This is a genomic window from Pseudomonas sp. UBA7500, from assembly GCF_002478435.1.
Classification (GTDB): Bacteria; Pseudomonadota; Gammaproteobacteria; order Pseudomonadales; family Pseudomonadaceae; genus Aquipseudomonas; species Aquipseudomonas palmensis.
The window spans coordinates 147,305-160,709 of the sequence record NZ_DLNW01000018.1; the positions used below are offsets into that span (position 1 = coordinate 147,305).

The 13,405-nt window shown below is 65.8% G+C and carries 14 protein-coding genes and 2 pseudogenes; 10 read left to right on the plus strand and 6 right to left on the minus strand.

Annotation, left to right across the window (positions count from 1 at the left end; translation table 11 throughout):
• Nucleotides 1–26: 26 nt before the first annotated feature.
• Nucleotides 27–1,118: a tartrate dehydrogenase gene (locus B4I46_RS08665; RefSeq protein WP_043863950.1), complete on the minus strand. Its 1,092-nt coding sequence runs from the start codon at nucleotides 1,116–1,118 to the stop codon at nucleotides 27–29.
• A gap of 99 nt (nucleotides 1,119–1,217) precedes the next feature.
• Between B4I46_RS08665 and B4I46_RS08670 the strand changes: the two genes are divergently transcribed.
• Nucleotides 1,218–2,135: a LysR substrate-binding domain-containing protein gene (locus tag B4I46_RS08670; protein ID WP_054914402.1), complete on the plus strand. Its 918-nt coding sequence runs from the start codon at nucleotides 1,218–1,220 to the stop codon at nucleotides 2,133–2,135.
• Here the strand turns inward: B4I46_RS08670 and B4I46_RS08675 are convergent.
• The gene (locus tag B4I46_RS08675) at nucleotides 2,132–2,431 is read right to left on the minus strand and encodes an RcnB family protein (protein WP_043863948.1); all 300 of its coding nucleotides are present in this window, start codon (nucleotides 2,429–2,431) and stop codon (nucleotides 2,132–2,134) included. The two genes, B4I46_RS08670 and B4I46_RS08675, sit on opposite strands and share 4 nt — an antisense overlap.
• A 249-nt stretch (nucleotides 2,432–2,680) precedes the next feature.
• On the opposite strand from B4I46_RS08675, the gene B4I46_RS08680 reads away from it, so the two are divergent.
• Nucleotides 2,681–3,433, plus strand: coding sequence for an outer membrane beta-barrel protein (locus B4I46_RS08680; RefSeq protein ID WP_043863947.1), 753 nt, complete (start codon nucleotides 2,681–2,683; stop codon nucleotides 3,431–3,433).
• A gap of 3 nt (nucleotides 3,434–3,436) precedes the next feature.
• Here B4I46_RS08680 and B4I46_RS08685 read toward each other — a convergent pair whose 3' ends face one another.
• Nucleotides 3,437–4,003, minus strand: a complete 567-nt coding sequence (locus B4I46_RS08685) for a GNAT family N-acetyltransferase (RefSeq protein WP_043863946.1) — start codon at nucleotides 4,001–4,003, stop codon at nucleotides 3,437–3,439.
• A gap of 131 nt (nucleotides 4,004–4,134) precedes the next feature.
• On the opposite strand from B4I46_RS08685, the gene B4I46_RS08690 reads away from it, so the two are divergent.
• The gene (locus tag B4I46_RS08690) at nucleotides 4,135–4,671 is read left to right on the plus strand and encodes a hypothetical protein (RefSeq protein WP_043860251.1); all 537 of its coding nucleotides are present in this window, start codon (nucleotides 4,135–4,137) and stop codon (nucleotides 4,669–4,671) included.
• Nucleotides 4,672–4,729: 58 nt separating this feature from the next.
• Nucleotides 4,730–5,206 carry a GNAT family N-acetyltransferase gene (locus tag B4I46_RS08695; RefSeq protein WP_286899658.1) on the plus strand — a complete coding sequence of 159 codons (477 nt, stop codon included), beginning with the start codon at nucleotides 4,730–4,732 and terminating at the stop codon, nucleotides 5,204–5,206.
• 19 nt (nucleotides 5,207–5,225) lie between these two features.
• Here B4I46_RS08695 and B4I46_RS08700 read toward each other — a convergent pair whose 3' ends face one another.
• The 3 genes from B4I46_RS08700 to B4I46_RS08710 all read right to left on the minus strand — a co-directional run bounded on the left by B4I46_RS08700 (nucleotide 5,226) and on the right by B4I46_RS08710 (nucleotide 8,040).
• Complete coding sequence (locus B4I46_RS08700) at nucleotides 5,226–5,570, minus strand: carboxymuconolactone decarboxylase family protein (RefSeq protein WP_078481264.1); 345 nt, start codon at nucleotides 5,568–5,570, stop codon at nucleotides 5,226–5,228.
• Between the two features lie 183 nt (nucleotides 5,571–5,753).
• Nucleotides 5,754–6,653: a lipid A hydroxylase LpxO gene (lpxO, locus tag B4I46_RS08705; protein WP_043860248.1), complete on the minus strand. Its 900-nt coding sequence runs from the start codon at nucleotides 6,651–6,653 to the stop codon at nucleotides 5,754–5,756.
• 136 nt (nucleotides 6,654–6,789) lie between these two features.
• On the minus strand, nucleotides 6,790–8,040 hold the full coding sequence (locus tag B4I46_RS08710; protein WP_229590160.1) for a DUF1835 domain-containing protein: 1,251 nt from the start codon (nucleotides 8,038–8,040) through the stop codon (nucleotides 6,790–6,792).
• A 258-nt stretch (nucleotides 8,041–8,298) separates the two neighbouring features.
• On the opposite strand from B4I46_RS08710, the gene B4I46_RS08715 reads away from it, so the two are divergent.
• From B4I46_RS08715 to B4I46_RS25610, 6 genes and pseudogenes are all read left to right on the plus strand, one after another.
• Nucleotides 8,299–8,742, plus strand: coding sequence for a bifunctional diaminohydroxyphosphoribosylaminopyrimidine deaminase/5-amino-6-(5-phosphoribosylamino)uracil reductase RibD (locus B4I46_RS08715; protein ID WP_043860246.1), 444 nt, complete (start codon nucleotides 8,299–8,301; stop codon nucleotides 8,740–8,742).
• A 123-nt stretch (nucleotides 8,743–8,865) separates the two neighbouring features.
• Nucleotides 8,866–9,504, plus strand: a complete 639-nt coding sequence (locus B4I46_RS08720; protein ID WP_043860245.1) for a TetR/AcrR family transcriptional regulator — start codon at nucleotides 8,866–8,868, stop codon at nucleotides 9,502–9,504.
• Between the two features lie 222 nt (nucleotides 9,505–9,726).
• Nucleotides 9,727–10,731: pseudogene (locus B4I46_RS25595) on the plus strand (cache domain-containing protein); the annotation flags it as partial.
• An 87-nt stretch (nucleotides 10,732–10,818) separates the two neighbouring features.
• A complete protein-coding gene (locus tag B4I46_RS25600) occupies nucleotides 10,819–11,586 on the plus strand; it encodes a methyl-accepting chemotaxis protein (protein WP_370409269.1) in 768 nt (255 codons plus the stop codon).
• Between the two features lie 188 nt (nucleotides 11,587–11,774).
• Nucleotides 11,775–12,545 (plus strand): annotated as a pseudogene (locus B4I46_RS25605) (MCP four helix bundle domain-containing protein); the annotation flags it as partial.
• Nucleotides 12,540–13,403, plus strand: coding sequence for a methyl-accepting chemotaxis protein (locus B4I46_RS25610; RefSeq protein WP_370409268.1), 864 nt, complete (start codon nucleotides 12,540–12,542; stop codon nucleotides 13,401–13,403). The pseudogene B4I46_RS25605 and the gene B4I46_RS25610, both read left to right, overlap by 6 nt.
• Nucleotides 13,404–13,405 lie beyond the last annotated feature (2 nt).

Sequence of the window (13,405 nt, forward strand, 5' to 3'; positions counted from 1 at the left end):
GCAATTCAGACAACCGGCCCGTTGTTTCACCCTTCGATCAGCGCGGTGATGGCCTGGCCGACCTGTTGGGTGGACTTCTGCCCGCCCATGTCGCGGGTGGTGTCGCCGGCGGCGATCACGCGCTCGATGGCGCCGAGGATGTCGTCGTGGGCGGCGCGGTAGCGCGGGTCGGCGCCGTCATTGCCGAGGAACTCCAGCATCAGCGCCCCGGACCAGATCATCGCGATCGGGTTGGCGATGTTCTGGCCGAAGATGTCCGGCGCCGAGCCGTGGACCGGTTCGAACAGCGACGGGAACCTGCGCTCGGGGTTGAGGTTGGCCGACGGTGCGATGCCGATGGTGCCGGCGCAGGCCGGGCCCAGGTCGGAGAGGATGTCGCCGAACAGGTTGGAAGCCACCACCACGTCGAAGCGGTCCGGCTGCAGCACGAAGCGTGCACAGAGGATGTCGATGTGCTGCTTGTCCCAGCTGATCTCGGGGTAGTTGGCAGCCATCGCGGCGGTGCGCTCGTCCCAGTACGGCATGCTCACGGCCATGCCGTTGGACTTGGTGGCCGAGGTCACGTGCTTGCGCTCGCGGGTCTGCGCCACGTCGAAGGCATACTTGAGAATGCGGTCGACGCCGCGGCGGGTGAACACCGACTCCTGCAGCACGAACTCGTTTTCGGTGCCTTCGAACATGCGACCGCCCAGCGAGGAGTACTCGCCCTCGGTGTTCTCGCGGATCACCACGAAGTCGATGTCGCCCGGCTCGCGACCGGCCAGCGGGCAGGGTACGCCGGGGAACAGGCGCACCGGACGGATGTTCACGTACTGGTCGAAGTCGCGGCGAAACTTGAGCAGCGAGCCCCACAGCGAGATGTGGTCCGGCACCTTGTCGGGCCAGCCGACCGCACCGAAGTACAGCGCATCGAAGCCCTTGAGCTGCTCGAACCAGTCATCGGGCATCATCTTGCCGTGGGCCAGGTAATAGTCGCAGCTGGCCCACTCGAAGAATTCGAACTGGATGTCCAGGCCGTGCTTGCGCGCGGCGGCTTCGACCACGCGGATGCCCTCGGGCAGCACTTCGTTTCCGATACCGTCGCCGGGAATGGCGGCAATCTTGAAGGTCTTGGTCATGGCGGCTCACTCGTTGTTGTTTGGGAACAGGTGAGCGCATGCTATAAGCCATTGGGTCAGAGATAATCTCGCCCAACATGAATTCTTTGTGCACATATCGTGAATAGTCTGCCCAACCTCGAAGACCTCAACATTTTTGTCCAGGTGGCCAAGCGCGCCAGCTTTGCCGCGGTGGCCGAGCAACTGGGCATGTCGGCCGCGTTCATCAGCAAGCGTGTGCGCCTGCTCGAGCAGCAGATGGGCGTGCGCCTGCTGCACCGCACAACGCGGCGGGTGTCGCTGAGCGAGGAGGGCGAGCGGGTCTACCAGTGGGCCTTGCAGATCTTCGAGACGGTGCAGCGCATGGGCGACGACATCAGCACCCAGCACCGCGTGCCGGTGGGCCAGTTGCGTATCGCCAGCAGCCTGGGCCTGGGCCGGCGCTTCGTGGCGCCGGCGCTGTCGGAGCTGGCCGAGCGCTACCCGCAGCTGGATATCCGCCTGGACGTGCACGACCGCCTGGTGGACCTGATCGAGGAGGGGGTGGACCTGGATATCCGCGTGGGCAACGTGATTGCCCCGCACCTGATCGCCAAGCCGCTGGCCCATAACCGGCGCGTGCTGTGCGCCGCACCGGGCTACCTGCAACGGCGTGGCACGCCGCGCCAGCTGGCCGAGCTGAGCAGCCATGACTGCCTGGTGATCAAGGAGCGTGACCACCCGTTCGGCGTCTGGCAACTACAGGGGCCGCAGGGCGAGCAGAGCGTGCGGGTGACCGGCGGGCTGTCGACCAACCACGGCGAGGTGGCGCACCAATGGTGCCTGGACGGGCGGGGGATACTGCTGCGTTCGTACTGGGATGTGCACGACAGCCTGGCCGATGGCCGGCTGGTGCCGGTGCTGGAGGACTATCACCAGGCGGCGGACATCTGGGCGGTATACACCTCGCCCCTGGCCAGCTCGGCGAAAGTACGCGTGGCGGTCGAGTTCCTGCGCCAGTACTTCGCCGAGCGCTACAGCCTGCCGGTGCTGGGCTAGCCCTTGGCGGGCACGATCTTCTTGATGGTGCCGTTGGTGATTTCGATCAGCACGTAGTTGTCCTGGATCTTGACCCACTGGCTGTCTTCGTCGGGCTGGCTCAGGCCCTTTTCCTTCCAGCCGCGCAGGGCCATGTCGTCGCGCTTGTAGAGGTCGGGGGCCTTGTCGTGCACCTTCAGCTCGCGGGTCGGGGACTCGGGGGCGACCACGCTGGGCTCGGCGGCCTGGGCCGGGAGCTGGACCAGCGCGACACTGCCGAGCAGGGCAAGGGTGGTGAACAGTTTGCGTGCAGTCATGCGGTACTCCTGATGGCTGGGGCTTGAAGAATCGGACTGCGCGCTGCTGCAAACATTCCATCGGCTGTATATCTGCGGCGTTGCCTTCGCTGGCAATGCCAGCTCCCACAGGGTTTTGTGAACGCCCGACACGGTTTCTGTGACACAACCCGCACCCCAGAGCCTTCGTCTGAACTTTTTGAAACGCCCGGGGTTCGAAAGGTCGCATTCGACCCCGAGTGCCTTTCACATAAATGGAGACTGAAAGTGATGTCCAAGCGATTCGGCAACCTGCTGCTCAAGACCTCGGCCCTGGCGGTACTGGCCGCCCCCCTGAGTGCGCTGGCCGCAGCCCCCACCGACCCGATTGCAACCTTTGGTGTTCTCGGCGCCTACAACAAGTTCAAGCTCGAAGGCGGCAGCGAGTCCGATACCGACCGCATGGGTGAAGGCGGCCTGTTCTTCAACTTCGGCAACAAGCTCACCGCTGAATCCGGCTTCATCTACCAGGCCGGTGTCGACCTCAAGTACGGCGACCACAACGACACCAAGCTCAAGGAAGGCCAGGCCGACGTGGACCTGGGCTGGCGCGCCGCGATCGATGCGCGCAACTCGGTCGACCTGATCGTGGGCGGCGGCTACAACTGGTCGCGCTACGAGCTGGAATCCAACGGCTACGACATGAAGCTGACCGGTCGCACCCCCTTCGCCAAGGCCGCGCTGGGCTACAACCACCAGTTCGACGACATGACCCTGCGCCTGGAAGCCGGTGCACGCCGTTCGCTGGACAGCAAGGCCAAGCTGCATGTCGAAGACGTGGGCAACGACACTGTCGACCTCAAGGACCGTACCAACCCCTATGCCGAAGTCAGCCTGCTGATGAACCAGAAGGGCTCGATGCCGGTGATGGCCGGCCTGTACTACACCCGCACCGAGTACAAGCTGGACGAAGACTCGGAAGTGGCCGACAACATCAAGCTCAAGCGTGACGAGTTCGGCATCAAGGTCGGCCTTGCGTTCTAAGGGCTAGCGCCCGCGCTTGCGCGACACCACTGCCTCGATGTTCTTGCGCCCGATCAGCCTTGGCTGTTCGGGCGCAGTCATTTCACCCAGCCACTTGTACATCACCAGGCAGTCGACCAGGCCCAGGCGGGCATGCTGGTAGGCCCTGGGCAGGCGCCCGACGGTCTCGAAGCCCAGCGCGTGCCACAGCGCCACGGCCACCTCGTTGCTGGCCACCACCGAGTTGAACTGCATGGCCAGGAAGCCCTCGTTGCGTGCCAGGCGCTGGGAGTGCTCGCACATCAGCCGCGCCACGCCGCGCCCGCGGGCGGCCTCGGCGACCATGTAGCCGCAGTTGCTCACATGGCTGCCGGGGCCTGCGGCATTGGCCTTGAGGTAGTACGCGCCCAGCAACTGGCCCTCGTCCTCGACCACCAGCGTGTGCAGCGGCACCTCCAGCCACAGGTGCCGGGCCTGCTCCAGGCTCAGGTTCGGGTCGTAGGCGTAGGTCTCCCGCGCCGCGATCACGGCCTGAAAGGTGGGCCAGAAGCGGTCGAAATCGGCGGCGGTCATCGGGCGGATCTGCAGCATGGGAATCCTTGGCGGGCGAAGGGGGCGGGTGGGGCGCCATTCTAAGGGATTGCGCCCCGACCGGCGCAATCAACTGAACGCTGGCGCCGGGGCGGGCTCCAAATTCGACCACTGGTTGCGGATACCCAGACATGTCGAAAATCATCACCCAGCCCTTGCCCGTGCAATCGAGCGACGAAGACGACCCGTTGCTGTTCGGCTCGCCCAAGGAGCGCCTGGACTTCTACCGGCGCGAGATCCAGTACGAAACCAGCCTGCTGTCCAACCGGACCAACGCCTACCTCACGGCGCAGTCGTTCCTGGTGATCGCCTTTGCCTCGTCGATGGCCAACCTCAACCCCGAATGGGGCAAGCTGTTCACCCTGGTGGTGCCGTGCCTGATGGCGCTGCTTGGCATCGTCAGCTCGCTCAACGCCTGGCCGGGCATACGCGCGGCCTACCTGATCATCGATCACTGGCACTTCAAGCAGAGCAACCTGCTGCACAGCAAGCCGGCCATGGGCCTGGCCTACGACGAATCGCCGCTGTTCAACGAGCTGGAATCGAGCCACAAGGGCTTTTGCAAGTCGCTGCTGTTCTCCATGCGCACGCCCTGGCTGTTCATCGGCTTCTGGCTGCTGCTGGGCAGCTTCTGCCTGTACATCCAGTTCACCAACCCGGGTGGTTGAGGCCACCGTGCAGGCCGGCTAGAGTGGCGGCTCATGCATTCACAGGGGAAGGGAACCCATGGAGTCGATCACCTTGCGCGCGGCCCGGGCCGGCGATGGGGCAGCGGTATTTGCGGTGACGCACCAGTCGATCACGCAATTGGCGGGTGGGCGCTATTCGGATGAGCAGTTGCGCGGCTGGATGGGCCAGCGAACCCATGAGGATTACGAGCGTTCCATTGCCAAGGGCTCGATGGTGGTGGCATGTCAGGGTGAGACGGTGGTCGGTTTTGTCGACGCTGAACCTGGCGAAGTCACGCGCCTGTTCGTGCTGCAGCAGGCGGCCGGCCAGCAACTGGGCAGCCGCCTGCTGGAGGCGGGCCTGGCCAAGGCCCGGGCGCCGGGCGTGGAGGTGATCAAGGTCGAGTCCACGCTCAATGCCGAGGGCTTCTATCAGCGTCACGGGTTTGTCGCCAAGGGGCGCGACTTCTTCTCCCACGGGGTGGGCGGCGACCCGATCGAGGTGGTGCTGATGGAGCGGCCTGTGCAGCCCTGAGCGCAGGCCCCGGGTCGGGTTACTCCCCGGCCTTGCCCACCGCATCCAGTGCGCGCGCCGAGTACACCAGGGCGGCGCCGGCGTTCATCGCCACGGCCACGCCCAGGGCCTCGGCGATTTCCTCACGGGTGGCGCCTTGCTTGACCGCCTGCGCCGAGTGCACGGCAATGCAGCCGTCGCAGCGGGTGGTCACCGCCACGGCCAGGGAGATCAGCTCGCGGGTCTTTGCGTCCAGGTGGTTGGTCTTGGCCCCGGCGCCGCTGGCGGTCATGTAGCCGTCGACCGTGCCGGGCGAGAGTTGCTTGAGGTCGCCGATACCGGCCATCAGCTGTTTGCGGTAGCCATCCCAGTCCATCATGCTCATCGTCTTCACCTTTTTGTGTTGCGACAAAATGAACAGTGAAGCTAGTTTTTTCGGCACTGGGGCGCCGTTGGTCGATGGTCGGGGTGGGGGCGTACTTTGGTAGGGGCCGTTTTGCCGCAAGGCCGGCCCCCACAGGCTCACGCGCCGCCTGCAGGAGCCGGCCTTACCGGCGAAAGGGCCACCTCAGATATAGATGAACACCAGCAGCAACAGCGCCACCACCGCCCACTTCTCCAGGTAGTAGCGCAGCCGGTTGCGCTTCTTCAGCGCCTTGCCGCGCTCGCGGATCTTGTAGATGCGCGTGAACAGCCGGTTGATCCCGCCGGTCTTGTCGCCCGCATCGTTCGGCGCCGCAGCGGCGGCCATCACCTTGCGGCTGAACCAGCGGTTGAACGCCGTCGCCCAGCGGTACTTCAGCGGTCGCTCCACATCACAGAACAGGATGATGCGGTTGTGCTCGGTGTGGTTGGCCGCGTAGTGGATGTAGGTTTCGTCGAACATCACCGCCTCGCCGTCGCGCCAGTGGTAGTTCTCGCCGTCGACGCAGATATAGCAGGCCTCGTCGTTGGGCGTGTCCAGCCCCAGGTGGTAGCGGTAGGAGCCGGCATACGGGTCACGATGGCGCACAAGTTTGGAGCCCGGCGGCAGGGTGGCGAACATCGCCGCCTTGACCGTGCCGATGCCCTGCAGCAGTTCGGTGGTGCGTGGGCACAGCTTCATGGCCGACGGGTGGCTTTCGCCGTACCACTTCAGGTAGAAGCGCTTCCAGCCGCTCTTGAAGAACGAGTTGAAGCCGACGTCGTCATGGCTCTGCGAACTCTTGATTTCGCCCACGTGCAGCAGTTGCTGGGCTTCGGCACGAATTTCCTGCCAGTTGTCCTGCAGCGGCTTGAGCTCGGGGAAGGCCTCCACCGGCAGGTAAGGCTTGGCCGGCAGCCGGGAGAACAGGTAGAGGAACACGTTGATCGGGGCCAGGAAGCTGGAGTGATCGCCCAGCTGGCGGGTGAGCTTGTGCCGCACGCGCCCGCGCAGGTGCACGTAGGCGATGGAGAAGACAAACAGTAGAACGAGAAAGATTTTCATGGTCGATTAACAGGTCGATGTGGCTATGCGCCATGGCATGAGCAGGCCAGCATAAACAATCAACCGCGTGCTTTGTACATATTGTTACGTTTTGGGGTGCCGACCTTTGGCTAGGTCGGCGGTCGTTCGGCAGGCATCAGGACGGTTGATGGCGCCACACCGGCTGGCCATGGGCATCCAGTGCCCAGTGCGCCAGCCCGGCCTGCAGGCGTACACCGCCTACCCAGCGTTCGGGGGCCGCCTGGTCCAGCCAGTAGGCGTCACCTGCCAGTACCCGCTGGCCCAGGGCCGTGAGGGTCAGGCTGCGTTGCGGCCAGGGCAGGTGAACGTCCGCTTCGAACAGCAACGGCGTGGGCGCATCGATCAGCGGGCGCATCAGCGCATGGAACATCTGGTCGCCCAGGTACGGCAGTGGCTCGCGCCTGCCCATGAGCTCTGCGAACACCCGGCCGAACGCCAGGCTGCCGGCCTCGGCGACGATGCCCAGGGCCAGGCGCTCGGTCAGCGACAGGCCGTCGGCCAGCCCCGGCAGTTCCTGCAACTGGCGCAGCAATGCCGGCGCCAGCAAGGGCAGTGCCGGGCTTGGCGCATGGGCCAGCTGCGCCCAGGCCAGTGGCGAGGGCGCGCAGTACGCCGCCCAGGCACGCCGGGCCAGCGCCAGCGCTGCCTCGTCCAGGCGCCGACGCTGGGGCCACAGCCAGGCCAGCAGGTCCGGCGCGAGCTGGCCGATGCCGATGAAACGCTGCACCCCCGGCACCTGGCTGATCTCGATCAGTTCCAGGCACTCGGGCAACTGCTCGATGCCCGCCAGCACGCGGATCAGGAACAGCTGGTCATAGGCATCCGCCTCGCACCACAGCACGGCGTGCGGGCACCCGTCGAGCTGCGCCAGGGCGGCGTACTCCTCGGCACTGCGCCGCGCCACGTCGGCTTCTGGCATGCCGAACACGCGGCTGATGTAGTCGTTGCGCAGGGCGAGCAACGGTTGCGCCGGCAGTGCCGGTACCGGGCCCATGCACAGCGGGTCGATGAAGGTATGGAAGGCCCCCTTGAAACCGGCCAGGCGCAGGGTATGGGCGATGTCGTTGCCACACCGCCAATGCACGCTGCGGGCTTCGTCGTCGGCTTCGAAGCCGGGGTTGCGTGCGGCAAAGTCGATGGCGTCGACATGCGCCTTGAGCCTTGGCCAGCTGGCAAAGCCCAGCTCCTGCGCGATCAGCCACTGCGCATCGGCCAGGCGTGGGGCGCGGGTGTGGGGCAGGGGCTTGAAGTGCGCCGGCGCAGTGCCGGCCAGCAGGTGCCTGAGCAGGGTCTTGGCGCGTTTGCGCTGGTGTTCGAGGTTGATTCTGCCGTCATGGCAGATGTGCGGGGGCAGGGCGGCGAGCATACGATCTCCTGGGTCGGGCCTTGTCCGCTTGCAGGCCGGGAGTCGTATCGACGAATGAGGCTGTTCTGTACCGGGGCGTGGCCCTTTGCGCGGACGGCAGGCGCGGAGAACGCCAGGGCGTGACTATAGCGAAGCCCGCCGGCAGCGACAACGGGCAACCGGCGTGAGCGCACGATGCGGGAGAAATCGTGCCCTCGCCGTGCAGCAGGAGTACCCTGTCGCCTTCGCTCATTCTGGAACCCACTGGGCAAGGACCTTATGCCGATACTCCCTTCCAACAGCGATTTCATGCAACTGGCCCTGATCGAGGGGCGCCGTGCCTTGCCGGCGTGCCGGCCCAACCCGCCGGTGGGCTGCGTGATGGTCCGCGATCACCAGGTGATCAGCCAGGGCCACACCCAACCGCCGGGGCAGCCCCATGCCGAGGCCATGGCGTTGGCGAAATTGCCGGAAGGGGGCCGGGGTGTGACAGCGTATGTGACCCTGGAGCCCTGTTCGTTCCAGGGGCGCACCCCATCGTGTGCCCTGGCGTTGATCGACAAGGGGGTGGAGCGGGTGTTCGTCGGCATGCTCGACCCGGACCCGCGCAATGCCGGGGCCGGGGTTCGCCTGTTGCGCCAGGCCGGTGTCGAGGTGATCGTCGGGCTGCTGGCCGAAGAGGTCTCCAGGGACCTGCGCACCTACCTGCTGGCCGAGGCCTGAGGCGCCCCACCCACTCCAGCCGCCGGCCTTGCCGGCGAAGGCGCGCCCGCAACCTGGCATGCATAGCCTCATCGCTATGTATTTTTGTATATTGCGAGGGTCTTTCCCCGAAGTGCCATCGCCATGTCCAGCATTCGTCAACGCAACCAGCAGCTGATTCTCGAGGCCGCCAGCGAGGAATTCGCCAGCAAGGGCTACAACGCCGCCCAGACCCGCGACATCGCGGCCCGCGCCGGCGTGCCCAAGGCCAACCTGTACTACTACTTCCAGACCAAGGAAAACCTCTACACCCGGGTGCTGATGGCCTTTCTGGAACCCTTGCTCGCGGCCTCCGCCGTGCTGCGCGCCAGCGATGACCCGCAGGTGGCGCTGCCGGCCTACATCCAGGCGCGCATCCGCATCGTGCGTGACCACCCGTACACCTCCAACGTGTTCAGCAGCGAGCTGCTGCACGGGGCCAAGCAACTGCCCGGGGTGTGCCGCGACCTGCTGCGCGCCGAGGCGCAGCTCAACGTGCACTGCCTGAACAGCTGGATCAAACGCGGCCTGATCGCCCCGGTCGACCCGCAACACCTGATGCTGTTCATCTGGTCGGCCACCCGCACCTACACCAATTTCGGCTGGCGCATGGCCCAGCTCACGGGCGTGCATGCGCCCCAGGGCGACGACTACGCGCTGGCGGCCGCCACCATCACCCGCCTGGTGCTGCAGGGCGCCACGCCTGGCATGCCGGCGCCGCGCCCCATGCGGCCGACCAACTAGAAACAATCCTGCATTTTTTTGTACACGAAACTGTATTAAAGATTTTCACCTCCCCAGCCGAAACAGCGGTGATAGCAAATTGCCAGAACTCACGCTGCTCGGGTGACTGGCGCCTCATGCCCGGGGAGGGTGAAGCGCGCGATGAATATAAAAAACAAGCTGGTCCTTGCGTTTGTACTGGTGGCTTTCATCCCGGTGACGGTGGTCGCGGTGGTCAGCGTGATGAATATCCGCACCCAGGCGGTTGAACAGTTCATCGATGGCAGCACCCGGGAAATACGCCAGATCGACGGCAACATGCGCCAGTTCTTCGACGGGATGCAGCAGAACGTCGATCAGATGTCGGCCGATCCTGTATACAGCGCTGTGCAGACGCTCAAGGACTACCGCGCTGCCGACGCTGCCAGCCAGCCCCTGCCAGCGCCGGCCCAGGGGGTGATCGACGCCTTTGCACGCTTTGGCGCCACCCACCCGGCGGCGGCCATCCTGTCCATCGGCCTGGAAGACGGCACCTACGCCAAGTGGCCGGATGACCCGCAACTGGCCAACTACGACCCGCGCCAGCGCCCCTGGTACAAGGCCGCGATGGCCAGCCCCGGCAAGACCGTGCGCACCCCGGCCTACTACTACGACAAGGACGACGTGGCCCTGGTGGGCACCGCCCGGGCCATGCTCGACGGCGCCGGCAAGCCCCGCGGCGTGTTCGTGGTCAGCGTCTCGCTGAAGAACCTCACCGAACTGGTCAAGAGCATCAAGCTGGGTCAAAGCGGCTACGTGATGCTGATCGAGGACGGTGTGGTGCTGGTCGACCCGCGCGACGACGGGCACAGCTTCAAGCCGCTCAAGGACCTGGGCGAGCCCTACGCCAGGCTCGCGGCCACCGAACAGGGGGCTGCCGACGTCGAGATCGACGGGGTTCGCTACATGGCCAACGTATGGACCTCCCCAGGCCTGGGCTGGCGCTTCGTGGGCCTGATCGAGCAGCGCGAAGTGATGGGCGCCGCCACGCGTATGACCTACCTGGCCGGGATCATCGTGGTGGTGCTGGCGATCTTCTTCGCGCTGATCGGCGCCGCGTTCGCCCGGGTGATCGTCAAGCCCATCGGCCAGGTCAGCACGGGCCTGCAGTCGATCGCCGAGGGCGAGGGCGACCTGCGCCGCGACCTGGTTGTGCAGGGCAAGGACGAAACGGCCGAGCTGGCCGGCTGGTTCAACCGGTTTCTGGCGGCCATCCGCCAGTTGATCCAGCGCATCGGCGCAGCCTCCACCAACCTGCACGACGCCTCGCAGGTCAACAGCGAGGTGGCCACCAACATGAACCAGGCGGCCGGGCGCCAGCGTGAAGCGGTGGAGCTGGTTTCCACCGCATTCAACGAAATGGTCGCCACCGCCAACGAGGTGGCCCGCTCGTGCAGCAACGCCGCCGATTCCGCCGAAAGCGGGCATCGCCGGGTGGCCGAAGGCAAGCAGCAGATCGAGCTGACCACCGAGAACGTCAACCGCCTGGGCAACCGCCTGAGCGAGTCGTCCCAGGCCATGGTCGAGCTGGAGGAGGGCAGCCGCAGCATCAACCAGATCCTGGGCACCATTCGCGCCATCGCCGAGCAGACCAACCTGCTGGCGCTCAATGCCGCCATTGAGGCCGCCCGCGCCGGCGACCAGGGCCGCGGCTTTGCCGTGGTGGCGGACGAGGTGCGCGCGCTGGCCAAGCGCACCGCCGACTCCACCGGCGAAATCGACCAGTTGCTCGGTACCCTCGCCAGCAAGACCCAGGAGGTATCGCAGAAGATGCAAAGCTGCCAGGACCTGTCCCGGGCCAGTGTCACCTCCATCGAAAGCGCGCGCGACAGCTTCGAGGGCATCCAGCTGTCGGTCAACGAGATCCGCGACCAGAACCTGCAGATCTCGGCCGCCGCCGAGGAGCAGCACAGTGTGGCCGAAGAGATCAACCGGCATATCCAGCAGATCTACGACGAAGCGCGCCTGGTCGAAAGCCTGGCCAGCTCGGCGCAGGAGGACTCCGGACGGCTGTCCACGCTGTCGGCCGAATTGAACGCACTGGTGGGCCGCTTCAAGTCCTGACCACCGACAACGTTACAATTAATGTCAATGTGATATCATGGCTTCACTGCCGCCGAGTGATCCCGCCGGCAGTGGAGCAAGCACTCATAAAGAACACTGCCCTCCCGCTTCACCGCCTTGCCTGCAGAACCTGACCGCGCCGCCTGTCCCGGCGCGGGTTGTACTTTTGCAGCCACAAGGAACACCCCATGCTTCTGCGCTCCCTCAACATTTCCCTGCGTGCCGGCCTCAGCTTCGCGCTGATTGCCCTGCTGGCGATGGCCCTTGGCGGCCTGTCGCTGCTGGAAATGCGTCGAATGAACGAACAGTCCAACCAGGTCGACCAGAACTGGCTGCCCTCGATTGTCGCGGCCAACGGCGTAGCGCTGACCAGCACCCAGATCCGCACCCTGACCCTGCGCCTGCTGGTACTGCGCGACGGCGACGACCTGCAGGACCTGATCACGCGTCTGCACCAGCTCGAAGCGCAGCTGGACACCCAGGAGGCGACCTATGCCGGGCTGATCACCCTGGCGCAGGAACAGGCCGCGTTCGCCCGCTACCAGCAGGCCAAGACGCGCTACCTTGCCGATCAGCACAAGGTCGTCCAATTACTGCAGCAGGGGCGCAAGGACGACGCCATCGCGCTGGTGGACGCCGGCCCGTACCTGACCAATGCCGACGGCATGCTCACCGACCTGCTCGAAATCATTGCGCTCAACGACAAGGGCGGGGAGCAGGCGGCCCAACGCAGCACCGAGGTATTCCATGGCGCCATCAGCCTGGTGCTGGCGATTCTGGCCGTGGTGCTGGCTTTGACCGTGGCGCTGGCAGTGCTGCTCACGCGCAGCATCGTGCGCCCGCTGGGCGAAGCCGTGGGCATTGCCCAGACCATCGCCGGTGGCGACCTGTGCGACGAGATCAGCATCAGCGGCAAGGATGAGCCGGCGCGTCTGCTGCTGGCGCTGCGCGACATGCAGGGCAGCTTGCGCGGCACGCTGCAGAAAATCGCCAGTTCCTCCAGCCAGCTGGCCTCGGCCGCCGAAGAGCTGCAGGCTGCCACCGACGACTCCAATCGCGCGCTGCAGCAGCAGAACGACGAAGTGGAGCAGGCGGCCACGGCGGTGAACGAGATGACGGCGGCCGTGGAGGAGGTGGCCCGCAACGCCGTGAGCACCTCCGAGGCTTCGCGCCAGACCGACGAGACCGCCCACCACGGCCGCGAGCAGGTGCAGCGCACCGTCGACTCCATCGGCCAGCTCACCGACGACGTGACCCACACCTGCGAGCAGGTCGAGCACCTGGCGGGCGATGTACGCAACATCGGCCAGGTGCTGGAAGTGATCCGCGCGATTGCCGAACAGACCAACCTGCTGGCCCTCAACGCCGCCATCGAGGCGGCCCGGGCCGGGGATGCCGGGCGCGGCTTCGCCGTGGTGGCCGACGAGGTTCGGGCGCTGGCGCACCGCACCCAGCAGTCCACCCAGGAGATCGAGACCATGATCGGGACCATCGAGCAGGGCACCGGCACGGCGGTCACGGCAATGCGCAACAGCAACCAGCGCGCCCACGCCACCCTGGAAGTGGCGCAGCTGTGCGGTCACGCCCTGGACGAGATCACCCAGGCCATCACCGGCATCAACGAGCGCAACCTGGTGATCGCCAGCGCCAGTGAGGAGCAGGCCCAGGTGGCCCGCGAGGTGGACCGCAACCTGGTCAACATCCGTGACCTGTCGATCCAGACCGCGGCCGGTGCACGCCAGAGCAATGCCGCCAGCCAGGCGCTGGCAGGCCTTGCGGTCGACCTCAACCTGCTGGTGACCCAGTTCAAGGTCTAGCA

Excerpts from the sequence above, each read along its gene's own strand:
- B4I46_RS08665 (WP_043863950.1), bottom strand. The coding sequence starts at position 1,118 with ATGACCAAGACCTTCAAGATTGCCGCCATTCCCGGCGACGGTATCGGA.
- B4I46_RS08675 (WP_043863948.1), bottom strand. The coding sequence starts at position 2,431 with ATGACTGCACGCAAACTGTTCACCACCCTTGCCCTGCTCGGCAGTGTC.
- B4I46_RS08680 (WP_043863947.1), top strand. The coding sequence starts at position 2,681 with ATGTCCAAGCGATTCGGCAACCTGCTGCTCAAGACCTCGGCCCTGGCG.
- B4I46_RS08685 (WP_043863946.1), bottom strand. The coding sequence starts at position 4,003 with ATGCTGCAGATCCGCCCGATGACCGCCGCCGATTTCGACCGCTTCTGG.
- B4I46_RS08690 (WP_043860251.1), top strand. The coding sequence starts at position 4,135 with ATGTCGAAAATCATCACCCAGCCCTTGCCCGTGCAATCGAGCGACGAA.
- B4I46_RS08695 (WP_286899658.1), top strand. The coding sequence starts at position 4,730 with ATGGAGTCGATCACCTTGCGCGCGGCCCGGGCCGGCGATGGGGCAGCG.
- B4I46_RS08700 (WP_078481264.1), bottom strand. The coding sequence starts at position 5,570 with ATGAGCATGATGGACTGGGATGGCTACCGCAAACAGCTGATGGCCGGT.
- lpxO (WP_043860248.1), bottom strand. The coding sequence starts at position 6,653 with ATGAAAATCTTTCTCGTTCTACTGTTTGTCTTCTCCATCGCCTACGTG.
- B4I46_RS08710 (WP_229590160.1), bottom strand. The coding sequence starts at position 8,040 with ATGCTCGCCGCCCTGCCCCCGCACATCTGCCATGACGGCAGAATCAAC.
- B4I46_RS08715 (WP_043860246.1), top strand. The coding sequence starts at position 8,299 with ATGCCGATACTCCCTTCCAACAGCGATTTCATGCAACTGGCCCTGATC.
- B4I46_RS08720 (WP_043860245.1), top strand. The coding sequence starts at position 8,866 with ATGTCCAGCATTCGTCAACGCAACCAGCAGCTGATTCTCGAGGCCGCC.
- B4I46_RS25600 (WP_370409269.1), top strand. The coding sequence starts at position 10,819 with ATGAACCAGGCGGCCGGGCGCCAGCGTGAAGCGGTGGAGCTGGTTTCC.
- B4I46_RS25610 (WP_370409268.1), top strand. The coding sequence starts at position 12,540 with ATGCAGGGCAGCTTGCGCGGCACGCTGCAGAAAATCGCCAGTTCCTCC.